Source organism: Streptomyces johnsoniae (assembly GCF_031845565.1).
Lineage (GTDB): Bacteria > Actinomycetota > Actinomycetes > Streptomycetales > Streptomycetaceae > Streptomyces > Streptomyces johnsoniae.
Window position 1 is genome coordinate 107,106 of sequence record NZ_JAVREV010000006.1, and the last position, 20,720, is coordinate 127,825.

At 68.6% G+C, this 20,720-nt stretch carries 20 protein-coding genes, 1 tRNA gene and 5 pseudogenes; 13 read left to right on the plus strand and 13 right to left on the minus strand.

All coding sequences use genetic code 11. The annotated features are described in order from the left end of the window. Positions 1 to 267: 267 nt before the first annotated feature. Positions 268 to 711 carry a PIN domain-containing protein gene (locus tag RM779_RS12630; RefSeq protein ID WP_311617785.1) on the minus strand — a complete coding sequence of 148 codons (444 nt, stop codon included), beginning with the start codon at positions 709 to 711 and terminating at the stop codon, positions 268 to 270. Then, a complete protein-coding gene (locus RM779_RS12635; RefSeq protein WP_311617786.1) occupies positions 708 to 968 on the minus strand; it encodes a ribbon-helix-helix domain-containing protein in 261 nt (86 codons plus the stop codon). The genes RM779_RS12630 and RM779_RS12635 overlap by 4 nt, the downstream gene beginning before the upstream one ends. Positions 969 to 1,061: 93 nt before the next feature. Here RM779_RS12635 and RM779_RS12640 point away from each other — a divergent pair. Continuing rightward, positions 1,062 to 1,162: transfer RNA gene (locus RM779_RS12640), tRNA-Tyr, on the plus strand. Positions 1,163 to 1,340: 178 nt separating this feature from the next. Here RM779_RS12640 and RM779_RS33680 read toward each other — a convergent pair. From RM779_RS33680 to RM779_RS12675, 6 genes and pseudogenes are all read right to left on the minus strand, one after another. After that, positions 1,341 to 2,647: pseudogene (locus RM779_RS33680) on the minus strand (tyrosine-type recombinase/integrase). An 82-nt stretch (positions 2,648 to 2,729) separates the two neighbouring features. Then, complete coding sequence (locus RM779_RS12655; RefSeq protein WP_311617787.1) at positions 2,730 to 3,299, minus strand: MauE/DoxX family redox-associated membrane protein; 570 nt, start codon at positions 3,297 to 3,299, stop codon at positions 2,730 to 2,732. Between the two features lie 3 nt (positions 3,300 to 3,302). After that, positions 3,303 to 3,740, minus strand: coding sequence for a S26 family signal peptidase (locus RM779_RS12660; protein ID WP_311618009.1), 438 nt, complete (start codon positions 3,738 to 3,740; stop codon positions 3,303 to 3,305). Positions 3,741 to 3,766: 26 nt separating this feature from the next. Beyond that, positions 3,767 to 4,339 carry an ATP-binding cassette domain-containing protein gene (locus RM779_RS12665; protein WP_394813284.1) on the minus strand — a complete coding sequence of 191 codons (573 nt, stop codon included), beginning with the start codon at positions 4,337 to 4,339 and terminating at the stop codon, positions 3,767 to 3,769. A gap of 1,159 nt (positions 4,340 to 5,498) precedes the next feature. Continuing rightward, positions 5,499 to 5,738, minus strand: a complete 240-nt coding sequence (locus RM779_RS33685; RefSeq protein ID WP_394813293.1) for an MmyB family transcriptional regulator — start codon at positions 5,736 to 5,738, stop codon at positions 5,499 to 5,501. Between the two features lie 92 nt (positions 5,739 to 5,830). Beyond that, positions 5,831 to 6,613: an MBL fold metallo-hydrolase gene (locus RM779_RS12675; RefSeq protein WP_311617790.1), complete on the minus strand. Its 783-nt coding sequence runs from the start codon at positions 6,611 to 6,613 to the stop codon at positions 5,831 to 5,833. Between the two features lie 91 nt (positions 6,614 to 6,704). Between RM779_RS12675 and RM779_RS12680 the strand changes: the two genes are divergently transcribed. Further along, on the plus strand, positions 6,705 to 7,307 hold the full coding sequence (locus RM779_RS12680) for a TetR/AcrR family transcriptional regulator (RefSeq protein WP_311617792.1): 603 nt from the start codon (positions 6,705 to 6,707) through the stop codon (positions 7,305 to 7,307). 427 nt (positions 7,308 to 7,734) lie between these two features. Further along, positions 7,735 to 8,400, plus strand: a complete 666-nt coding sequence (locus tag RM779_RS12685; RefSeq protein ID WP_311617793.1) for a recombinase family protein — start codon at positions 7,735 to 7,737, stop codon at positions 8,398 to 8,400. Positions 8,401 to 8,470: 70 nt separating this feature from the next. Here the strand turns inward: RM779_RS12685 and RM779_RS12690 are convergent, their stop codons facing one another. Then, positions 8,471 to 8,860, minus strand: a complete 390-nt coding sequence (locus RM779_RS12690; protein ID WP_311617794.1) for an ArsR/SmtB family transcription factor — start codon at positions 8,858 to 8,860, stop codon at positions 8,471 to 8,473. A 96-nt stretch (positions 8,861 to 8,956) separates the two neighbouring features. Here RM779_RS12690 and RM779_RS12695 point away from each other — a divergent pair, with 96 nt between their 5' ends. Continuing rightward, positions 8,957 to 10,963, plus strand: coding sequence for a heavy metal translocating P-type ATPase (locus RM779_RS12695; RefSeq protein ID WP_311617795.1), 2,007 nt, complete (start codon positions 8,957 to 8,959; stop codon positions 10,961 to 10,963). A gap of 272 nt (positions 10,964 to 11,235) precedes the next feature. Here RM779_RS12695 and RM779_RS12700 read toward each other — a convergent pair. Together RM779_RS12700 and RM779_RS12705 are read right to left on the minus strand one after the other, a co-directional pair. Next, positions 11,236 to 11,418 (minus strand): annotated as a pseudogene (locus RM779_RS12700) (transposase); the annotation flags it as partial. 57 nt (positions 11,419 to 11,475) lie between these two features. Next, the gene (locus RM779_RS12705; protein WP_311617796.1) at positions 11,476 to 11,889 is read right to left on the minus strand and encodes a hypothetical protein; all 414 of its coding nucleotides are present in this window, start codon (positions 11,887 to 11,889) and stop codon (positions 11,476 to 11,478) included. A gap of 118 nt (positions 11,890 to 12,007) precedes the next feature. Here RM779_RS12705 and RM779_RS12710 point away from each other — a divergent pair. Continuing rightward, a pseudogene (locus tag RM779_RS12710) lies at positions 12,008 to 12,511 on the plus strand (transposase family protein); the annotation flags it as partial. Position 12,512: 1 nt separating this feature from the next. On the opposite strand, the gene RM779_RS12715 reads toward RM779_RS12710, so the two are convergent. Next, positions 12,513 to 13,034: a transposase family protein gene (locus RM779_RS12715; RefSeq protein WP_311617797.1), complete on the minus strand. Its 522-nt coding sequence runs from the start codon at positions 13,032 to 13,034 to the stop codon at positions 12,513 to 12,515. Between the two features lie 158 nt (positions 13,035 to 13,192). Between RM779_RS12715 and RM779_RS12720 the strand changes: the two are divergent. Further along, a pseudogene (locus RM779_RS12720) lies at positions 13,193 to 13,339 on the plus strand (IS5/IS1182 family transposase); the annotation flags it as partial. A gap of 98 nt (positions 13,340 to 13,437) precedes the next feature. On the opposite strand, the gene RM779_RS12725 reads toward RM779_RS12720, so the two are convergent. Then, the gene (locus RM779_RS12725) at positions 13,438 to 13,800 is read right to left on the minus strand and encodes a MerR family transcriptional regulator (protein ID WP_311617798.1); all 363 of its coding nucleotides are present in this window, start codon (positions 13,798 to 13,800) and stop codon (positions 13,438 to 13,440) included. 210 nt (positions 13,801 to 14,010) lie between these two features. Between RM779_RS12725 and RM779_RS12730 the strand changes: the two genes are divergently transcribed. From RM779_RS12730 to RM779_RS12760, 7 genes and pseudogenes are all read left to right on the plus strand, one after another. After that, entirely contained in the window at positions 14,011 to 14,934 is a 924-nt protein-coding gene (locus RM779_RS12730; RefSeq protein ID WP_311617799.1) for an NmrA/HSCARG family protein, read from the plus strand. A 130-nt stretch (positions 14,935 to 15,064) separates the two neighbouring features. Beyond that, positions 15,065 to 15,254, plus strand: a pseudogene (locus RM779_RS12735) (IS5/IS1182 family transposase); the annotation flags it as partial. A 67-nt stretch (positions 15,255 to 15,321) separates the two neighbouring features. Then, complete coding sequence (locus tag RM779_RS12740; protein ID WP_311617800.1) at positions 15,322 to 15,621, plus strand: transposase; 300 nt, start codon at positions 15,322 to 15,324, stop codon at positions 15,619 to 15,621. Further along, positions 15,618 to 16,511, plus strand: coding sequence for an IS3 family transposase (locus RM779_RS12745; protein WP_311617801.1), 894 nt, complete (start codon positions 15,618 to 15,620; stop codon positions 16,509 to 16,511). The genes RM779_RS12740 and RM779_RS12745 overlap by 4 nt, the downstream gene beginning before the upstream one ends. Positions 16,512 to 17,455: 944 nt before the next feature. Beyond that, on the plus strand, positions 17,456 to 18,526 hold the full coding sequence (locus RM779_RS12750) for a thiamine pyrophosphate-dependent dehydrogenase E1 component subunit alpha (RefSeq protein WP_311617802.1): 1,071 nt from the start codon (positions 17,456 to 17,458) through the stop codon (positions 18,524 to 18,526). A gap of 32 nt (positions 18,527 to 18,558) precedes the next feature. Continuing rightward, the gene (locus tag RM779_RS12755; RefSeq protein ID WP_311617803.1) at positions 18,559 to 19,593 is read left to right on the plus strand and encodes an alpha-ketoacid dehydrogenase subunit beta; all 1,035 of its coding nucleotides are present in this window, start codon (positions 18,559 to 18,561) and stop codon (positions 19,591 to 19,593) included. A gap of 75 nt (positions 19,594 to 19,668) precedes the next feature. Further along, complete coding sequence (locus tag RM779_RS12760; protein ID WP_311617804.1) at positions 19,669 to 20,673, plus strand: aldo/keto reductase; 1,005 nt, start codon at positions 19,669 to 19,671, stop codon at positions 20,671 to 20,673. The last annotated feature ends 47 nt before the right edge of the window (positions 20,674 to 20,720 follow it).

Genomic DNA, 20,720 nt, shown 5'->3' on the forward strand with positions numbered 1-20,720 from the left:
TCGTAGACGCCCGACCGGGGAACCTCCTTCTTTGTAGGCACGCGCCCAGTCGTTTTGCCCCGGCCGCGTTCAACTCGACCAGGAGTATGGGATGTAGCTGGTCGAAGACGTGGCGATCCGGGCCTGGTGCTTACGCCCTCACGAGCGGCGCGAGTCCACGCTGCTTCTCGCGTTCTGCTTGTCGTCGCGCCAGGCCAGGTGCGTGAAGTGGGTGTGTGGCTGCCCAGTCGCCTGTGACGGGCGGTGCTCGGGCCCGAGGGGCTTGTGTCAGAGGGGAAGGTCGTCGGGTAGGACGTGGAAGGCTTTGTGCCGGCCGAGGGGGCGTACGGCGCGGAAGTCGCGTCGGTCGAGGGTGAGGATCGCGTCGGTGTCGTAGTCGGCGGCCAGAGCCACGTTGACGGCGTCGGTGAGGTCCAGATCGAGGGCGCGGTAGCGGCGGCGCAGCGACTGGGCGGTGGCGAGGTGGTCGTCGGTGATCTCCGGGGCGACGATGCGGCCGCGGTGCATCCAGTGTCGGATGTCGTCGATGGAGCTGAGCGCGGCTTCGCGGCCGAGTTCGCGTGTGGCGACGTGGTCGAGTTCGGCGAGGAGGAGCGGGGACATGACCAGGAGGCCCGCGGCGGTGATCGCCTCGTTGGCCGCGCCGTGTTCCGGATGGGCCGCGTCGAGGGCGGCCAGCAGGCCGGAGGTGTCGGCGACGACGATGATCATGCGGCGTTTCCGGTGTCCGTCTCGCGGTGGACGGCGTCGGCGACCGTGTCGCGGACCTCTGTTCTGGATGGTGTGCGGCCCGGTCCTTCGAAGGTGCGCGAGAACAGCGGCTCGTCCCAGACGCGGTTGGCCATGGCGGCGAGGTGGATGCCCTGGCGGATGATCTCGGCCTCGCTGATGCCCCGGCGCCTGGCTGCCTCTTTGATGATGGCCAGGTCCTCGGGGTCGGCGTAGACGTTCGTGCGCTTCATGGACATGTACCAAGGGTAGTCCATGTGTCGGTTCGGTGGATGGCGCCGCCGACTGCGAGCCGAGGCGAGCGAGGGTGGCCCGTGGGGTATTTGTGGGGTGGCGGCGCCAGGAGGCGGGAAGTGCCTGGTCAGGGGCCTGCGCCGGGCAGGCTGTAAATCTGCCGGCTCAGCCTTCCCAGGTTCGAATCCTGGCGCCGCCACAACATGGCAACGGCCCTCTGACCAGCCAAAAGGCTGGGCGGGGGCTGTTTTGCTGCCCCGCTTCGCCGCTCTCGAACGGGAATCGAAACGCGGCTTATGCTGTCCTCTGTCTCTGGCCTTTCCCACCCCTGGTCAGTCCGTGTTCCCCAGGTGTCCCCCGGGGGGACAGCCTTCTGGCTAGCCGTCCGCGTCGTCCCACTCGCGCATCGCGGCCTCGATGCGCTGGTTGGAGCGCTCCTCGTTCTGCGCGAGGATCTTGGCGTAGACGCGGAACAGCACCGTGAGGCTGTGGCCCGCCCGCCGTGCGCACTCCGCGGGGTCGACACCGGAACTCAGCCAGAAGGAGACCCCGGCATGCCGTAGGTCATAGGGCCTGCGCGCGAGCAAGGACGCTGCCTCCTCCGGGGTCAGCGCGGCCTTCCGGGCCTTGGCCCAGACCTCGCCGTAGCCGCTCTCCTGGAGCAGCCCACCGCGGCTGGTCCGGAAGATCCGGCCGTCGGGTGCGGGGCGGTGGCGCTTGATGTGGCTGCGCAGTATCTCGACGTAGTCCGGCGGGATCGGCACAGGCCGTGAGTCCTGCTCCGCCCGGGCCTTCAGGCTGCGCTGCTGGTGTGCGCGTCCGTCATCGGTCCAGCCTCGGCCGGCCCGGACCATGCCCCCTCGGAGGGTGATGCGGCCCCAGCCCTGTTTGGGGAGGTGGCACTGGTTCTTCTTCAGGTGGATGGCCTCGGCCGGGCGGGTGGCGGCGTAGTACAGGCACCCGAAGAACGCCTCCAGATGCTCACCGCGCTCGCCCTGGTCCCGTACTCCAGCGAGGAGTTGGCGGATCTGGCGGGGGTTGCGGCCCAGCGGATCGTCTTCAGGGGGTTGATGCCGTTCGGCAGCAGCTTCTTTTCCACGGCCAGGCCCAGGGCGTCGCTCAGGCAGGCCCGCTTGCGCTTCGCGGTCCTGCCTGCGGCCGGCTTCCCGTCGAGCTTTCTGGCGAGCGCGTCCAGGGCCTTGCGCAACACCTCCGTGTCCGCGAGTTCGGCCACCGGCAGGGAGTGCTTCTCCATCCCTTCCAGGGCCTTGGCGCAGTCCTCCGGCGGTTGCTGGTCCCGTCGGCTCTTGTTGTAGGCCCAGCCGTAGAGCGCGCGGCGGAGCAGCCGCTGCTCCGGCATGCCGGCGCCCTCTTTCACCAGGGCCGGGGTGATGGTGGCGAGCGCGTCGTCGACGTTGCGTCGCGACTTGGCAGGCAGGGCGTCCCACTTGCTGTCGGCGAAGGTACGGGAGTGCTGGTACCAGGTCACCGAAAGCTTCATCGCGCGCATCTCGGAGACGGGTAGTCCGGTCTCGGTGTCGAACTGTTCGTCCTTGCGCACGGCGGCCATCAACTCCGAGCGTCGGCCGTCGGCCTGAGCCTTGAGGGCGTAGCTCTTGGAGTACTTGCGCTTTCCGACGAGCCCGTAACGGAGCAGACCTCGGCCATCGCCGCTCTCCGGCACGACCCGGCCCGCCCGCAGCCGACGCAGCGTGCGCCGGGGCCGGACGCCGGGTCAGGAGACGGCGGCGCAGGACCCGTTCAGCTCACCCGGCGTGGGATGACCGGGCGGAAGAGGCCGTTCGCGCGGTCGGACCGAGAAGGACGACCAGGTCGTCCAGCCGGACCACCAGCACGCCAAGCAGCAGCGCGGCGCCCACCACGGGGACGGCCGGTGCCAGGCTCAGCTCGCTTCCGGCGCCCGAGGGCCAGGCGGCGGCCGCGGCGACGGCAGCGAGCGCCGCCAGCGCCACGTTGCGCGCCAGGTGCGGTCGGCCCAGCGGGGTCCTCGAGGCGCCCCCGAAGCAGCGGCATGCCACGGCGTCACCCGAGCGCATCGAGCGGGCAATGAACGCTGCGAGCAGCAGCAGCGTTGCCGCCGCCAGGGCCAGTCCCCACGGCGAGGCGGTGGGCACGGTGAGCATGACGACGATGAGGATCTCGCAGACCACATAGCCGATCGCGAGCGCACGCCGGTGCCGGTAGAAGCGGTAGGGGAGCAGGGCGCCCGTCGACACGGTGAACGCCCGGAAGTTACCGGCCCCGAGCTTGCTGATGAGCGCTGTCGCGAAGATCACTCCCACCAGAACACGGGCACCAAGATCGAGGTACTGCATGGTTCATCCCCTTTCCGGGAGACGTCTGCGGGGTGTGCGCACAGGCCGCAGCACCACGCCGCGGACGTCGCCGAGCGGCCTGGGGCCGTGCTGCCGGGAATCGACGCTGAGGTCGGGGTTGTCGCCCAGCACGATCAGGTGTCCCTGCGGCACCGGACCGCCCATGGGGCCGGTGGTGGCGCTCCCGGCAGCCGCCCGGACGACCGCCTCGGGCACCGGGTCACCGGGCAGCGCCGCCACTCGCTTCACCGTGAGGATTCCCTTGGGCTCCGGAGCGGTGAGGATGACCACGTCGCCGACGCGCAGCCGCCGGGCGGATCTGCGGCGGGCCACCACCACCTCCCCGTCGTGGAACGTCGGCCACATGCTGCGGCCCAGGACGGTGACGATCCGGTAGCTGCGCCGCAGCCACCAGACCGCCGTCCCGCCGATGCCGAGCAGCGTCGCCGTGGCGAGGGGAAACCAGGTTACCGGCCCGTCTCCAGATAGCCCGAAGCCTGGAGTGAGAACATCTCGGCGTACCTGCCGTTCTCGCTCATCAAAACGTCATGCGGGCCGAGTTCGGCGATGCGTCCGTCCTGGAGGACGGCGATCCGGTCGGCATCCCTCGTGGTGTTGAGCCGGTGGGATATCAACAGGCTGGTTCGCCCCTTCCGGTGCTCGCGTAGCCGCGCGTGGATAGTGTGCTCGGCCGTGGCGTCGAGCCCCGAGCTCGGTTCGTCCAGGACCAGCAGGTCGCGGTCGCCCCGGAACATGGCGCGGGCAATGGCCACGCGCTGTCCTTGCCCGCCCGAAAGGAAGACGCCGGTCTCCGGGTCGTCCTCGTCGGCGCTGTCGAGGAACATCCGCGACAGCAGCGTGTCATAGCCCTTCGGCAGCCGGTCGAGGTCGTCATGGGCACCCGCCTCGCGCGCCGCGGCCACGATGCGCGCGCGATCGTTCAGATGCTCGATGTCCCCCACTCCAATGTTCTCCGCGGCAGACAGGTCGAGTTGCAGATAGTCCTGGAAGACGGCGGCGACGCGGGTGCACAATTGCATTTTTATGCGCGAGTTGCAGCTCGCTTCCTGCAGCCTCCTGCATCATGAGCCGACCGTTGCCGTGTATCTGGCGGCGATAGTGAGGATTCCGCACAGGGGGAAGGACTTGATGCGCGTACTGAAAGCAATCGAGGTATTTGGTGACCGTCTGCTGGCCCGGGTGGTGCCGCGGGCAGAAGCACTGGCTGTCGGCCCCTGCAGTTGCGTTATAGGGAGGATCTGTAACACGACGTGCGGTGGTGGCACGATGAACATCTGGTGCACGAGAGACGATGGAGCGGGCGCTATCTGTGCCTACAGCCACTACTGCATTCACGACGCTTGCTGACAGACCTGCTGACAAAGGCAGGTAGTTTTTCGTGCCTGGCGGAGAACGCCGTTCTCCGCCAGGCTGCCACCTCGCGGTCTGTGTGAGTTCTCATTCTCGGTGCGGTAGATATGCTGCTTGGACCTGCGGTGATGCAGATGGCTGAGAGGTATCCTGGTGTGCTTCTTGCGCGTCGATTCTCCGTTGACGTCGTGGAAACCGTGCGGCGCATGGTGGCCCGGATGACGCCGGAGCAATCGCACAGCCCGTCGCCGTTGAGTCGGCGGACCGCCGAGGCTCAGGCCGGGCGGCGGATTTCTACCGTTCGGAAGCGGGGGGTGATGTAGGCGCCGTCCACCAGGGCCGCGTTGGCCGCCGGGTTGCCGCCCGAGCCGTGGAAGTCGGAGAAGGCACCCGTACCTTCATGCCCGGCACATGGACTACCAATCAACCGGTGCATCGAGGCCAAGTCCGTGTCCCAGGTGGTGAGTCGGCCGTTGTCGGGGCACGGGGAGTAGTCGGTGGGGTTGGGTCATTCCGGACGGTCTGTGGGAGATCGCACGGGACGTGCTGCCGCCGTCGCCGGTGCGTCCGAGGGCGGCGGGACGCAGAACGGGACGTTCGACGAGGTGACCATTCCCACCTGCCCTTCGCGCTGTCGCCGAGGGCGCGTTCGGGTTCCGCATGCCGCGCCGACGCACCTCACCGGGTCGGGGCGGCAGCGGATCGTGCAGCCCTCTTTCGGATGGCCGCGGTGGAACGCGTGTGTCGGGAGTCGGCGTGGGCTCGACGCGAGCGCGCGCTCATGCGCGCCGCCCCGACCGGAGCGCCGGTAGGGGCACAGCGGTCTCATCAACCTGTGCCGGGCGACGACAGAGCCGCGGCCAGGGGGGATTCGGGGTCGACGGTGTAGACGATGAGGAGTTGGTCCGGCTCTTCCGGGAGGCGCAGCGACCGGTAGAGAAGGGTGAACGAGCCGAGGCGGGGGTGGGCGAGCCGGTAGGAGCCGTGGGTCTTGTTGATGATGTGCTGTTCGGCCCGGACCCGGCGGAACTCTGCGCTGGCGGAGGACAGTTCTTCGACAAGGTCGATGAGTTCCTTGTCGTGGGGGCAGCGGCCGCAGCCGGGCGGTGACGTGCCGTGCCTTCACCTCCCGAACCCGTTTGGCACGGCGGAGTTCTCGGTCATGTGGTCAGGTCCAGCCATTCCCCGACGGCCAGGACGTGGGCGCGTCGTCCGGCGTGCGTGCGCAATTCATTCTCCGGGTCGGAGACCTCGACGTAGCCCGCGATCTTGTCCGGCTGCTGCGGCTCATAGTGGATCGGCACCGCGTACCGGGCGTCGAGGATCTCCGCGGCCGCGGCGGCTTGCCTCGGGTCCAGCGCGGCGGGCAACGGGCTCGGCGGCTGCAGGTGCGGCGCGTCGACCACGGCCCCGTTAGCGGGCAGGAACACCGCGTCGAACGGGCTGAACCGGCGCGCGATGAGCCACCAGTAGCCGTGGAACATCGTGTCGCCGCCGTGGAAGACCCGCTGCCCGTCGGCCTCCACCACCCAGTTCAGCTGCGGGTCGCCCAGCCCGTCGACGGCCGGGACCGCGGTGACGCGGAACGGCCCGACGTCGCGGGTGGACCAGGCATCCACGACCTCGGCAGCCAGCCGGTGCCGGGCCAGCTCGCTCTCGGCCAGCAGTGTCGTCATGTTGTCCACGTCGTCGCCGTGGCCGGGCGCCGGCCGGAGCACCGGCGCCCCCGGCGTCAGCACGTCCGCGAGCGCGGGCGCGTCGGTGTGGTCCCGGTGCAGGTGGGTGACCAGCGCGGTGGCGACCTTCCCGCTCGGCGCTGCTAGCCACTCGCCGGGCTTCCACCCCGTGAACAGCGGTGAGAGGTCCTGCACGTAGTCGATGACCAGTCGCTTGCCGCCCGCCTCGATCTCCAGTCCGGCCCAGCCCAGTCGTCGCACCCGCATCTCGCACTCCTTCGTCTCGGTGGCGGCAACGAATTTAGCGTACGAACGTTCTCTAAGTAAATAGCGGACGCTCGTACGCTATGGTCGTCGCATGTCGCCCCGACGCTCAGCAGCCGAAGCGCAGGCCACCAGGGGCCGGATCCTCGGCCGTGCCGCCGAGATCGCCTCCGAGGAAGGGCTGGACGGCATCACCATCGGCCGGCTCGCCGAGGAGCTGGAGATGAGCAAGTCCGGGGTGCACAAGCACTTCGGCACCAAGGAGACGCTGCAGATCTCCACGCTGGACAAGGCGTTCGTGGACTTCTGGCACCGGGTTGTCGAGCCCGCACTGGCCGAGCCTCCAGGCCTGCGGCGGCTGCGCGCGGTGTGCGCCAACTCGGTGGGCTATCTGGAAGCGCCGCTGCTGCCCGGCGGGTGCCTTATGACCGCGGCGCTCACCGAGTACGACGGCCGCCCCGGCCGGGTCCGCGACGCGGTGGCCGAGGTGTGGTCGCGCTGGCGGGAACAGCTGCGGGCGGACCTGACGGCGGCGGTGGAGAAGGCCGAACTGCCCGCCGGGTTCGACATCGACCAGGCGCTGTTCGAGATCATCGCCGCCGGGCTGGCACTGAACGCGGCCATGCAGCTCCAGCACGACCGGTCGGCCGCGGGCCGGGCCCGCCGCGCGATCGAACGGGCCCTGGACCAGTCCTGACCGCATACGCCAGACCGGGCACTGGCCGAGCACGCCAAGCGAGAGGCGATCGAGCAGGCCCCACCGCCTTCGCCGCCCCTCACGCGACCGCCTAACCGCGTTCTTACTGGTCAGCCCTTTTTCGTCCAACATTTTCCCGAGTGCGACAGGGACCCCCATTGTCCGGCCTGCACCGGTCGGCGGGCGTCGTCGAGTACGACGACCGTCCCCTGCCCGGGTGCCGGGCGGTCAGCAGTCCCTCCGCCGTGCCGACCACCGCCTCCCCTCCTGTCGTCGAACAACCTTTGACGACAGGGCGGCGGAGCGTCCGATGAACCCGCGTGATCCAGGGGGTCGCGGCGGCGCGAATCCAATCAGATCCGATGGGGATTGATGACAGGGGTTGGCGACAGCCAGTGTCCATTCCTCCGTACGGAAGGGGCCCTTGGTGGCGAACCTGGTCTGCAAGCGGGTCTCGACCGACCAGCAGTCGACCCAGCGGCAGAACCTCGTCCTGGCCGAGGCCGGGATCGAGGACCCGGTCGTCTGTGAGGAGGACAGCGGCACCTCCAGTCGTCTCCACCCACTTGAGCGCCCGAAGATCGGCGAGCTGATCACCTACGCGCGGCCGGGCGACACCGTGCCCATCTCCGAGATGTTCCGCCTCGTGCGCGGCACCGGGCACATCCTCGACGTGCTCGACGTCCTCCACCGCGACCGGGTGGCGCTGCGCATCCACGACGGCGCGTTCTCCGCCATGGCCCTTACCGCCCGCCACCCGCGCACCGGCGCACTGCTGCCCACCGTGAAGTTCACGGTGCAGACCCTCGCCGCCGGCGGCGAACTCCAGCGCGACCTCCAGCGCGAGCTGACCTACGACGGGCTGCGCGCCGCCGAGGCCAAGGGCAGCAAGGGCGGACGCCGCCCCGCCATCCCGCCCGAGAAGACCGACGCGGTGCGCACCGCGTACCTGGAAGGCCGCTCCATCGCCGTCCTTGCCCGCGAGCACGGCGTCAGCCGCGGCGCCATCCGTATGGCCGTCGCCGACCTCATGCCCGACCACACCGACACCGAACGCGAGGACACCCCGGCCCCGGAACTGCCGGACCCCTGACCAGCCGCAGAACCGGCCCCCACCCGCCTGAACCATCCCGGAGGAAGGGCGGGTGCCGCAACGTGACGGCCTACCGCCGGGCCGCGGCAGGCGCTGCTTCGATCGCGGGGACGTCGCGCAGGCCGAGACGCAGGTGCTCGACGTGGAAGAGGGCCTGCTCCAAAAGCTCGGCGACGTGGTTGTCGTAGAGGGCGTAGACGATGGAACGGCCCCGACGTTCTCCGGTGACGAGCCCCAGATTGCGCAGCAGGCGGAGCTGGTGGGAGCAGGCTGAGGCTTCCATGCCCACGGCTTCGGCGAGGTCGCCGACCGCGCAGGGGCTTTCCTGAAGGCGGGCAAGGATGTAAAGGCGCGAGGGGGTTGCCAGGGCCTGCAGGGTGGCGGCGACATCGGTGGCTCCCGCCGCGTCCAGGCGTTCGCGGGGGGTGGCATGGTGCTTGTCGTCGGCTCCGTGACCCATGGTGTCCATCCTACCGGTTACATATGAAGACCTGTTCATGCATTCATGTATGGTGGACGTGTCGCCTCGCTCCCGCCCTGAAGGGGTTACTTTGTCATGCCCTCTGACCTGCTTCAGTGGCCTGGACGTGCAGATCTGGCCTCTTCGCGTACGGCGCCGAGGCGCCGTACGCGGGTGTTCGCCCTGGCTGAGGCTCGCTGGGCCGCCGCGGCGCTGGTGCTGTTCCTGATCGCGCTGCCGCTCCAGCTGACCGGCGCACCTGCCTGGGCGTGGGGCCCGCTTTATGCCGCCGCCTACGTCACCGGCGGGTGGGAGCCGGGCTGGGCGGGGCTGATGGCGCTGCGGGCGAAGACCCTGGATGTGGACCTGCTGATGATCGTGGCCGCGATCGGCGCCGCCTCGATCGGGCAGGTGATGGACGGTGCGCTGCTGGTCGTTATCTTCGCCACTTCCGGCGCGCTGGAGGCCCTGGCCACCGCCCGTACTCAGGACGCGGTGCGCGGTCTGCTCGACCTCGCGCCGACCGTTGCTACCCGCCTGGCCGACGACGGGAGCGAGGCGACGGTCCCGACCGAGGACCTGGTGGTCGGGGACGCCATCCTGGTCCGCCCCGGTGAGCGGGTCGGCGCGGACGGCCGCGTCGTTGCCGGGGCCAGCGAGGTGGACCAGGCCACCATCACCGGCGAGCCGCTGCCGGTCCCCAAGGAGGCCGGGGACGAGGTCTTCGCCGGCACCCTCAACGGGACCGGCGCGTTGCAGGTGAAGGTCGAGCGGGACGCCTCGGACTCGGTGATCGCCCGGATCGTGGCCATGGTGGAGGAGGCTTCCGAGACCAAGGCGCCCACCCAGCTGTTCATCGAGAAGGTCGAGCAGCGCTACAGCTTGGGCATGGTCTTCGCGACCCTGGCGGTCTTCCTCATCCCCCTTGCGTTCGGCGGCGACCTGACCGGCTCGCTGCTGAGGGCGATGACCTTCATGATCGTGGCCTCGCCGTGCGCTGTGGTTCTGGCTACGATGCCGCCGCTGCTGTCGGCGATCGCCAACGCCGGACGTCACGGCGTCCTGGTGAAGTCCGCCGTGGTGATGGAGCGTCTCGGGCAGGTCGACGCGGTCGCCCTCGACAAAACCGGCACCCTGACCGAGGGCACCCCCCGCGTCACCGACATTCATCCCCTGAAGGGCTCCGGGCTGACCGAGGATGCCCTGCTGGCGTTGGCTGCTGCCGCCGAGTACCCCAGCGAACACCCCCTGGCCCGCGCTGTCGTCCACGCCGCCCGCACCCGCGGCCTGGCCATCGCTGGCGTGCGGGACTTCACTTCCACTCCCGGCGTCGGGGTCACCGCCGCCGTCGACGGTCATATGGTCGCGGTCGGTGCTTCCGCCCGTCTCCTCGGCGGCAACGGCGGCAACGGCGGCAACGACGACAGCGGGGCCCGTGCCGCCGAGGTCGCGGCCGACTTGGAGGACGGCGGCCGCACGGCCGTCTTGGTCCTGCGCGACGGCGGCCCGGTCGGGGTGCTGGGCATCGCCGACCGGTTGCGTCCCGATGCCGCCGTGACCGTCGCCGCCTTGGCCACGCTGACCGGTAGCCCCCCGATGCTGGTGACGGGCGACAACCCGCGCGCCGCCGAGCGCCTGGCCGCCGAGGTTGGCATCAGCGGCGACGGGGTTCGTGCCGGCCTCCTGCCCGAGGACAAGGTCGAAGCCGTACGGCGTCTGGAGGCGCGGGGGCGCAAGGTGCTGGTCCTCGGCGACGGCGTCAACGACGCCCCCGCCCTGGCCGCCGCCCACACCGGCATCGCCATGGGCCGCGTCGGCTCCGACCTCGCTCTGGAGACCGCCGACGCCGTCATCGTCCGCGACGAACTCGCCACTGCCCCCATCGTGATCGCCCTGTCGCGGGCGGCCCGGCGTCTGGTGGTGCAGAACCTGGTGATCGCCGGAGTGTTCATCTCCGGCCTGGTCATCTGGGACCTGGTGGGCCACCTGCCGCTGCCGCTCGGTGTTCTCGGCCACGAGGGCTCGACCGTCATCGTCGGCCTCAACGGGTTGCGTCTGCTGCGCGACGCGGCCTGGAACCGCGCCGCGAAGGACATGCGGTGAATCGCCGTACCAGGAAGGCCGCCTGCCGAACGGGGCAGCCCGGCCCGCAGTCCCCCGTCTGCCGCGGCTGCTGCTGCGCAGGCCGGTGCGGACCGTGCGACCAGGCGAACGTTTCCATGACCGAGTAACCGGGCCTTGGTCGCCAGCGCGCCAGCCGCTTCTGCCGCTCGTTCAGATGCGGGAGCGGAGCCTCGAACCGTCGTGCCATCTGGCCGCGGACCTCGTCGGATATGCGCATGCATCCTCAACGAGGCCGCCGCTGGGAAGCAACATCTTGCTTCTTGACGGCTTCGGTGGACCATGCAGGTCTGCACGATGGTGGCCGGCCAGACCGTGCCGACCGCGTCAGGAAGGCCCTTGAGCCCGTCACCCACCAGCATCAGCACGTCCTGGACGCCGCGGTTCCTGATCCCGGTGAGGATCTGCAGCCGGTGCTCGGCGCCGTCCCCGCCGTCTACTGGACACTCCCGATTCCTGCTGGCCATCACCGACGGCTGAGCGCCTGGCACTTATCAGATCTGCGATGCCCCGGCGACTGCAGCAAGAAAGGCGAACTGTCGCTCTCGGGCATCATGGGGAGCGCACGCGCCGGTCTGCACGCCGAACGTCGCGTTGCGGGCGTCAGTCGCGAGTTGGAGGATGCGTTCGTTCTGCGTGGCCAAGCGCAGCCGGTTGATCGCGTAGTTCACTCGCGACCGGGCTGCCCAGCTCTCGCGCAGGGCTTCTTCTTTCTGCTCGGCCACCGCCTCGGACTGAGCGGCCAGACGAGTTTCCCAATACAGCTGCCCTCGGTAGTCTGTCAACGCATCTGCCAGGCTCGACGCAGCTTCTTGAAGCCGCTGCGTCCGGACCACTCGTTCGGCACGAGAAGACATCCAGCGCTGCAACAGCCTTGTGGTGAGCGCCCCAAGCAGCGTCCCGATCACCGCAACGAGGCTCGTCCACACAGCACTCAAGCTCTGACCCGCTCCAGGGGCTGTCAAACGAGCGGCCCTGTCTCACTCTCGGTGGTGACGGAGGGTCGTGAAGGTCGTTGGCATTCGCGTGAACGATGTCAACGAGCTTGTGCAGACGGTCTTTTCGGGTCTATCCCCGCTGGTCATCGAGGACGAGGCCGCCGCGGGTGAGCGGATCGTGGTGCGGGCACGGACTCAGCGGGACGCTGCGGTTTGCCCGGGGTGCGGGGCTTCGTCGGAGCGTGTGCACGGCTATCACTGGCGGACCCTCGCGGACGTGCCGATCGATGAACGACGGGTGGTGGTCCGTGTCCGGGTGCGGCGTTTAGTGTGTCCCACGCGCGGCTGCCGCCGCACCTTCCGCGAACAGGTGCCCGGCGTCCTGGACCGGTACCAGCGGCGTACTGCTCGCCTGACCAGACAAGTCAAGGCCGTGGTCAAGGAGTTAGCGGGCCGCGCCGGAGCACGTCTGCTGGCGATACTCGCGATGGGCGTCTCACGTCACACGGCCCTGCGCACCCTCCTGCGGATCCCGCCTCCCACCGGGCGGGTACCCCGTGTGATCGGTGTCGACGACTTCGCACTGCGCCGGCTTATCTTGAGTTGATCGTTTGTGTGGGGCTGTGGCCTGCGTCGTCTCGTCGAGGACGGTGTCGTCGACGAGACGACGGGCCGCGTGTGGGGGTGGTCAGCAGGGTTCGATCGTTACCGAAGAGCGTCGTGGGACTGCGGGCTCCTCGGTGGCGAGGCCGGCGGCTCGGAGTCCAGGGCGTCACCGTCGACGGCCTCAGCACACGGCCGATCGTGGTCCGCGAGGGAGCACGACGCCACCGCAGCGGATGCCGTCGGACTCCGACGGCCGTCAGGACGGTGTCCGAGGCCCGCGCTGCCCACTCGGCGATCTCGTCCACGCTCCTCGCTCCCGACACGGCCGCGCACGCACAGACGAGGAGGATCGCGGTCAGCGAGTACCAGCGGCCCCGCCTCGCACGCGGGTCGGGCACCAGGTTCAGGAACGTCTGCAGGTCAGCGACTTCGCCGATGTCCAGCGGCCCCAGCTTCACCAACACCGACGGGATGGGAGAAGATGCAGCGGCAGGCACGGGCCACCTCATGATCCTTGAGCTTCGACACCCCAATGATCACGAAGCCCGTGCCTGTTCTGCTACCCACCCCAACCGATCACGGCCCGACCAACCACTCAACCCCGGAACTCGCCCAAGCCCTGGTCTCGTTCCGGGGCAAGAATCCGTGCGACGGGCGCCGACGTCACAACCGTGATCACGCCAAGATCCGCAGCCTCGGCGAACGCGCCATGGCCACCCTCAAGTCCTGGCGGCTCCTGCGGAAGCTCCGCTGCAGCACCACCCGGATCACCGCCGTCGTCCGTGCCGTCGGTGCCCTCGAACTCGCCACCTGACCAAAGAGGGAAAACCTCAGTTCGGGAAGTGGTCGCTTCCCGGGCAGGCTCCTGGTGCCGCCGACGTATCAGCTGCACGCTCGGGCCGCCGCCCTGCTTCAGGATGGACTTCCTGTTCCGTCATGATTGCGCGCCTCGGTGATGCAGTGGTGCAACCGGTTCCGCACGTCCCGCAGGTCCGTCATCTGCCGGTCGAGGCGGTCGAGTTCGGCCGCGAGCAGCTCCAGCAGCTCCTGTGACGCCTCACCGGAGTCGGCCAAGGGCAGCACCTCGCGGATGGTTCTGCTCGGCAAGCCCACGGAGTAGAGCTGCTGGATCAGCACGACCCGTTCGACGGCACCGGCCGGATACTGGCGCTGGCCACCCGGATTCCGGGTGGAGTACAGCAAGTCCTGCTGCTCGTAGTAGCGCAGCGCCCTGACGCTGACGCCCGCCTTCGCGGCTACCTCTCCGATCCGCATCCCGACCTCCTGACGTGACTCCGCGTCTCGCTTGCACCTGACGTTGGCGTCAGGTTTTAGCGTAGTGGACACGGCGCGAACCATCCCGCGCGAACCCTGGAGCAGGCCTGTGACCAGCCTATCTCCCACTCATTTTTCAGTAACCCAGGAGAAATCAGCAATGTCCAGCAGGAGCACGTCCGTGATCGCCGAAAACGCAGAGTGGTCGGCATGACCAACATCAACAAAACCGTCGTCGTCCTGGGCGCCACGGGGCAGCAGGGAGGCTCGGTCGCCGCTGCGCTGCGGGCCGACGGCTGGGGGGTGCGCGCGGTCGTGCGCGATCCGTCCGGTCACCGGGCCCGTTCCCTCTCCGCCTCCGGCGTCGAAACTGTCCGCGGTGACCTCGGGGATCCTGAGTCGCTCCGGGCGGCCTTCTCCGGCGCCCACGGTGTCTTCAGTGTCCAACCGAATTCCGGCCAGGTCGGCGCCGACGTGACCAATGAGGACGAGGTCCACTTCGGCACAGCGGTAGCGGACATCGCCGAGCGCTGCGGCGTCGCCCACCTCGTCTACAGTTCGGCGGTCACCGCGGGCTCGACAACGGGCGTCGACCATCTCGACACCAAGAACCGTATCGAGGCCCATCTTCGGAATCTGGACATCGCCGACACCATCATTCGACCCGCCACGTTCATGGAACTCCTGGTGACCCCCGAAATGGGTCTCGACCGGGGTGGACACCTGTCATTCCTGATGCACCCCGACCAGGCCATGCAGTTCATCGCGGTACGCGACATCGGCCGCATCGTCGCCACGGTCTTCGGCTCACCCGATCGCTACGTCGGCCGCGTTATGGAGATTGCCGGTGACACTCTCACCGGCAAGGCCCTGGCCGAGCATCTGACCCGGGCCGCCGGCCGGTCGATCAGCTACAGCCGCCTGCCGACGACCCTGTCGGCACAGGGCGAGGTCCTCAGCAAGTTGGAAGCACTCGTCGACGACGGCAGGCTGGCGGGAAACGCGAACCTTGACGCGTTGCGCACGGAATTCCCCTTCCTGCTGCGCTTCGACCGCTGGCTGGCCGGCCCTGGTGCGGGCCTCCTCGATGAGGCGCTCTGTTCCACGGGCAACACGGACATCGCTCCGCGCTGAACGAGGCCCTGAGCGTTTTCCGACCTGGCCGGGCAGGCGGTGGTTGGGTGGAAGGCGGTGTCCGGACGTGCAGAAGCTCCTGGTGGACGGGTTCACGACCAAGATCGCCTGTCCCACCGGGAGCTTCCGCCTGCTTGTCCACCCGTCCGGCATCGATGTGTCCACTCCGACTGCGCTACCTACCGGCCCCTCTGCGGGCGCGCCGCCAGGAACGCGGAACACGGTGGCGTCGTCTGAGCGTGGGCCGCCAGGCCCTGGTCGCTCCCGCCCACCTGCGGTGCCGCCCTGCCCACGCCCAGCTCGCTGCCGTTTTCGGGGTGTGAACCTTCCCCTTGATCGTGGACACCTGGAGACTGGGACATGTGAGCCCGGAGGAAGTAGTGCCGGGTGGGAAGTAAGTACGCGAAGCGGTACTCGGAGGAGTTCAAGCGGGACGCGGTCGCGCTGGTTCGCTCCTCCGGGCGGACGGTGTCCGAGGTCGCCCGGGAGCTGGGGGTCAGCGGCGAGAGCCTGCGGGCATGGGCGAAACAGGACCGGATCGATCGGGGCCAGGGAGCTTCGGGCGAACTGACGACTGCGGAGCGGGAGGAGCTTCGCAGGCTGCGGCGACAGAACGCCGAGCAGGCCAGGACGATCGAGGTGCTGCGAAAAGCGGCGGTCTTCTTCGCGCAGGAGAGCGATCGATGAGCGAGGTGTACGCGTTCATCGAGGCGGAGAAGACCACCTTCGGCGTTGCTCTCCTGTGCCGACTGCTGAAGGTGGGCCGCTCCTCGTTCTACGCCTGGCGTTCCGGTGAGCAGGCCCGTACCGCCCGCCAAGCCGCCGACCACGCCCTGGCTCACGGAATCACCGTGCTGCACCTGGCTTCCAAGGGTGCCTGCGGGGTGCCGCGCATCCACGCCGAGCTGCGCCGGCACGGTCACCGGGTCAACCGCAAGCGCGTCGAGCGCGTCATGCGCGAACGCGGCATCGCCGGGGTCACCCGGCGCAAGCGCCGCGGCCTGACCCGTCCGTCGAAGAAGGCGGCACCCGCCCCCGACCTGCTGGGCCGCGACTTCACCGCACTCGCGCCGGGGATGAAGCTGGTGGGCGACATCACCGCCGTCGCCACCGGGGAGGGCTGGTTGTATCCGGCGACCCGGATGGACCTGGCGACCCGTGAGATCGTCGGCTACTCCATGGCCGACCACCATCGCGCCAGCATGGTCGTCGACGCACTCCGCATGGCCGCGGGCCGAGGAGGACTCCAGCCCGACTGCATCGCGCACTCGGACCGCGGCAGTGAGTACACGTCCGGTGAACTCCGCCGTGACATACGTGCCTTGGGGCTACGGCAGAGCATGGGCCGCACCGGCTCCTGCTACGACAACACCGCCGCCGAGTCGTTCTTCGCGGTGTTGAAAGAGGAGATCGGCACCCGCATATGGCCCGACCGCGCCACCGCCCGGGCGGAGATCTTCGTCTTCATCGAGACCTTCTACAACCGCAGGCGCCTGCACCGGCACCCAGTATGGGGCTACGTCACCCCGCTGGAGACCCGGCAGCGCCACGAGCAAGGACACACCCTCACAGCGTAAGCATCGAGTGTCCAACATCACGGGGAAACTTCAAATTGAGTACCAGGCTGTGATCCCTCTCGTGCAGGCAAGGGGTGAAGGCTTCGTCACTTCATAGTCGGTGTCCGGTTCGTCGTTCCCGCGTCGGCGGTGTACGCCAGACCCAATACGCCGGGGTGGCACAACATGGCTGGTCCTGATCAACGACTGACCGACGGGGCTGAGCGGGAAACTGGTGGCCAGCATCCTGCGCAACTCTATGCGATGCTGGACTATTTCCCCTTCAGCAGACCGAGGCATGTGGTGGGAAGCTCGTACAACTCCCCGGAACCACACGCTCCAACCGTTCCATCGCGCCAGTAAACCCACCTTTCAAGCCAATTGAACCAATGTGGTGATCACGCACCCCCTTGTGTGGGCAGCTTTGCAGCGCGGATCATGCGATTCAACGCCTCCGTGCAGTTCGGCACACTCCTGTCCAAGTTTTCCGCGCAGTTGCGCACAACAGCTCGAGCGGGTCGCCGGTATCGAAGGAAAGGGCAAGGCATCGACGATGCTCTCCCACGCTTCCCTGGGCCTGCTGGAGTGGGACTCCTAGTGGGCGTCTGCGTGCGAGGACACGGCACACGCTGCCATCGCCGTCGACAAGACGTTGCTGCGGCAGCCGCCGGACCGGCCGGCACGTCGGATCGCCGGATAGGTTACGGACCTACCGGAACCGGAACGCTCGTCCTGGCTGACGGAAATGTCGTCGTGGCCCTCCGCGACCTGGCGGCGGGAGCCGGGCACACGGGCTTCGACATCACCGCCCCGCGTGAGCGAGCCGTTCTGCCGCTCCCTGCGTTGGCGGAAGCTCTCACAGCCCGGCTCGCCCATGAGGTCAACATATCCGCCTTGCGTAGGTTGGCCGGGACGCACCGGCGAGATCGTCCGCGGTGCACACGCCACCGACCGTCTCCGCCACGGTGCTGCTGGCGACGACCCCGCCTGTGCACCGCGACAGCCGCACCAGCACCCAGCCCGAGAGCGAGGAACACCACGTGGAAGACCGGCAGTTGCTGCGGAACATGGTCCGCATCCGGTGCATCGAAGAAGTGATCGCCGACGTCTACTCCGATGAAATACGGTTGCGTTGCCTGCAGATGCGCACCGCCGTTCACTTCGCCATTGGCCAGGAGGCCACGGCCGTCGGCGTGTGCGCAGCACTGCGCACCGAGGACGTCGTCTACAGCAGCCACCGCAGCCACGCCCACTACCTCGCCAAAGGAGGCGAACTTGGCGCCATGGTGGCGGAGCTGTACGGCAGAGAGACCGGCTGTGCCGGCGGCCGAGGCGGCTCCGTCCACCTCATCGACGAGGCCGCAGGATTCGGCGCCTCCGCCGCCATCCTCGGCGAGATGATCTCCGTGGCCACCGGAGCGGCTTGGGCCTTCGCCCGCGAGCACGCCCCCAGGGTTGCGGTCACCTTCTTCGGTGACGGCGCCTCTGAAGAGGGCGTCTTCCATGAATCGCTGAACTTCGCCGCACTGCACCGGCTTCCGGTGGTATACGTATGCGAGAATAACCAGTACTCGCTCTCCTCGCCCCTTACAGCGCGCCAGCCCAGCGGCACGAGCATCAGCGGGCGGGCCCGCGGCTACGGAATTCCGGCCGCCTGCATTGACGGCAACGACGTCACCTCGGTGCACGCCGCCGCCACGATGGCGGTTGAGCACTGCCGCGCGGGCAACGGCCCCTACCTTCTGGAACTGGACACCTACCGTTGGCGCGAGCACGTCGGCCCCTACTGGGACTCTGAACCCGGCGGCCGCTCCGAGGCCGAGGTGCGGTCCTGGGTGGAGCGCTGTCCCATTCGCCGCGTCGCCGACGTCTTGCGCGGCACCGACCCTACAGTAGACGAGCAAATCGCCGTCTGGAAAAAGGAGTTCCAAGCAGAAGCGCACGCCGCGATGGCAGCTGCCAGGGCCGCCCCCTACCCCCGCATTGAGGACCTGCTCGTCGGCACCTACGGCGACCACGGCACATACGCCGGCTAACGGGCAACGTTCCCAAGGGAGGTAGTGCAGCAATGAGGACACTCACTTACGCGCAGGCCATCAGCGAAGCCACGGTCCAGTGCATGGAGGCCGACCCGGCCATCATCGTGGCCGGCCAGAGCGTCGACGAGCACGCAGGCGTCTGGGGCACGACCAACGAAGCCTACAAGCGCTTCGGCAAAGCCAGGGTGATCGACATACCCAACAGTGAGAACGCCTTCGCCGGCATCGCGGTTGGCGCGGCCACCATGGGCCTGCGCCCGATGGTCGTCCACACCCGCGCTGACTTCATGTTCCTGGCCATGGACGCCATCATCAACCTGTCCGCCAAGTGGCGCTATATGTATGGCAACAAGCGCGGCGCGCCCGTTGTTCACCGTGGCATCGTCGGCCGTGGCAGGGGAGAGGGCGCCACCCACTCCCAAAGCCTGCACGCTCTTTTCGGGCACTTCCCCGGCCTGTACGTCGCTACCCCGGCCAGTCCTGCGGACGCCAAGGGCCTGCTGGTAACAGCCCTTCAGGGCGACACCCCAGTCGTCCTACTGGAAAACCGCGGACTGTACGACCTTCAAGGCGAGGTGCCACAGGAGCCGGTGGCCGTGCCGTTTGGCAGGGGCAGAATCGTCCGCGCAGGCAACGACGTAACGATCGTAGCCGCCTCCCACATGGTGTACGAAGCCGATCGCGCCGCTGACGCCCTTGCGCCCCAGGGCGTCAGCGCCGAGGTCGTGGACGTCCGCAGCATCCGGCCGTTCGACGACGCCGTGATCTGCGAGTCCGTCGCGAAGACCGGGCGCCTCGTCGTGGCGGACACCAGCTGGGCACGCTACGGCTTCACCTCCGAAGTTGCCGCAGTCGTGGCGGAGAACGTGCCTGGCGCCCTGAAGGTGCCGGTGCGCAGGGTGACGCCGCCGGACTGCCCTTCCCCCGTGTCCGCACCTCTTGAGAACGCGTTCAACCCCGATGCTGAGACCGTCACCCGGGCCTGCCTGGAGGTCCTGGGACTGGCCGACGGCGTCGTACCGAAGATGCGGGACGTCATGGCTACGTTCAACGGCCCGTACTGACCCCGGGCCGTACCGAAGACGCCCCCAGCGGCACCACCAGCGACGCGAAGAACAACAGAAGGGCATCACGACAGCATGGAGTACACCGCACATCCCGACCGCTACACGGACATGCCCTACCGACGCAGTGGCCGCAGTGGCCTGAAACTCCCCGCGATCTCGCTCGGTCTGTGGCACAACTTCGGCCCCGACCGACCGGTCGAGACCCAGCGCGCCATCCTGCGGCGCGCCTTCGACCTAGGCGTCACCCACTTCGACGTGGCCAACAACTACGGCCAGCGCCGTACGCCCGGCGCCGCCGAATCAGCACTCGGCGCCGCGCTCAAGGCGGACTTCGCGCCGTATCGCGACGAACTGGTGATCTCCACCAAGGCCGGCTACCCGATGTGGCCCGGCCCGTACGGCGACGGGGGCTCGCGCAAGTACCTACTGTCGTCCTTGGACCAGAGCCTCGTTCGCATGGGCTTGGACTACGTCGACATCTACTACTCGCACCGCCCCGACCCAGACACCCCCTTGGAGGAGACGGTGGGCGCCCTGCACACCGCCGTCCAGCAGGGCAAGGCGCTCTACGTCGGCATCTCCGCCTACTCGCCCGAGCAGACCCGGGAAGCCGCCCGCATCCTTGGCGAGCTCGGTACACCACTGCTGACCCACCAGACCAACTACTCCATGCTCTATCGCCACCCTGAGGACGGCCTCCTCGACACCCTCGACGAACTTCGCATCGGGCCGATCGCCTACTGGACGCTGAAGCAGGGCCTGCTGAGCGGCCGCTACCTCGACGGCATCCCGGAGGACTCACGCGCCGCGAGTGACAGTCCCTCCCTAAGCCCTGACTGGGTGACCGAGGACCTTGTGCGGCAGCTGCGCGCCCTTGACGACATCGCCAAGTCCCGCGGCCAGTCCCTCGCCCAGCTAGCCCTCGCCTGGGTTCTGCGTGGCGGCCGCATCACCTCGGCTCTGATCGGTGCGAGCAGCCCTCAGCAGGTGGAGGACTGTGTGGCGGCCACCCACAACCTGGACTTCGACGCTGAAGAACTGGCCCGGATCGACGAGATCATACGGGCGGCTGGTTAAGGTCCAGGCGGCGAGCGGTGACTGCTTCCTGCCTTCAGATGGCCCCG

Bases quoted from the DNA above. Each gene is read 5' to 3' on its own strand.
- RM779_RS12630 (WP_311617785.1), bottom strand. From the start codon at position 711: ATGATCATCGTCGTCGCCGACACCTCCGGCCTGCTGGCCGCCCTCGAC.
- RM779_RS12635 (WP_311617786.1), bottom strand. From the start codon at position 968: ATGTCCATGAAGCGCACGAACGTCTACGCCGACCCCGAGGACCTGGCC.
- RM779_RS12655 (WP_311617787.1), bottom strand. From the start codon at position 3,299: ATGCAGTACCTCGATCTTGGTGCCCGTGTTCTGGTGGGAGTGATCTTC.
- RM779_RS12665 (WP_394813284.1), bottom strand. From the start codon at position 4,339: ATGCAATTGTGCACCCGCGTCGCCGCCGTCTTCCAGGACTATCTGCAA.
- RM779_RS12675 (WP_311617790.1), bottom strand. From the start codon at position 6,613: ATGCGGGTGCGACGACTGGGCTGGGCCGGACTGGAGATCGAGGCGGGC.
- RM779_RS12680 (WP_311617792.1), top strand. From the start codon at position 6,705: ATGTCGCCCCGACGCTCAGCAGCCGAAGCGCAGGCCACCAGGGGCCGG.
- RM779_RS12690 (WP_311617794.1), bottom strand. From the start codon at position 8,860: ATGGGTCACGGAGCCGACGACAAGCACCATGCCACCCCCCGCGAACGC.
- RM779_RS12695 (WP_311617795.1), top strand. From the start codon at position 8,957: ATGCCCTCTGACCTGCTTCAGTGGCCTGGACGTGCAGATCTGGCCTCT.
- RM779_RS12715 (WP_311617797.1), bottom strand. From the start codon at position 13,034: ATGAGGTGGCCCGTGCCTGCCGCTGCATCTTCTCCCATCCCGTCGGTG.
- RM779_RS12725 (WP_311617798.1), bottom strand. From the start codon at position 13,800: ATGCGGATCGGAGAGGTAGCCGCGAAGGCGGGCGTCAGCGTCAGGGCG.
- RM779_RS12730 (WP_311617799.1), top strand. From the start codon at position 14,011: ATGACCAACATCAACAAAACCGTCGTCGTCCTGGGCGCCACGGGGCAG.
- RM779_RS12745 (WP_311617801.1), top strand. From the start codon at position 15,618: ATGAGCGAGGTGTACGCGTTCATCGAGGCGGAGAAGACCACCTTCGGC.
- RM779_RS12755 (WP_311617803.1), top strand. From the start codon at position 18,559: ATGAGGACACTCACTTACGCGCAGGCCATCAGCGAAGCCACGGTCCAG.
- RM779_RS12760 (WP_311617804.1), top strand. From the start codon at position 19,669: ATGGAGTACACCGCACATCCCGACCGCTACACGGACATGCCCTACCGA.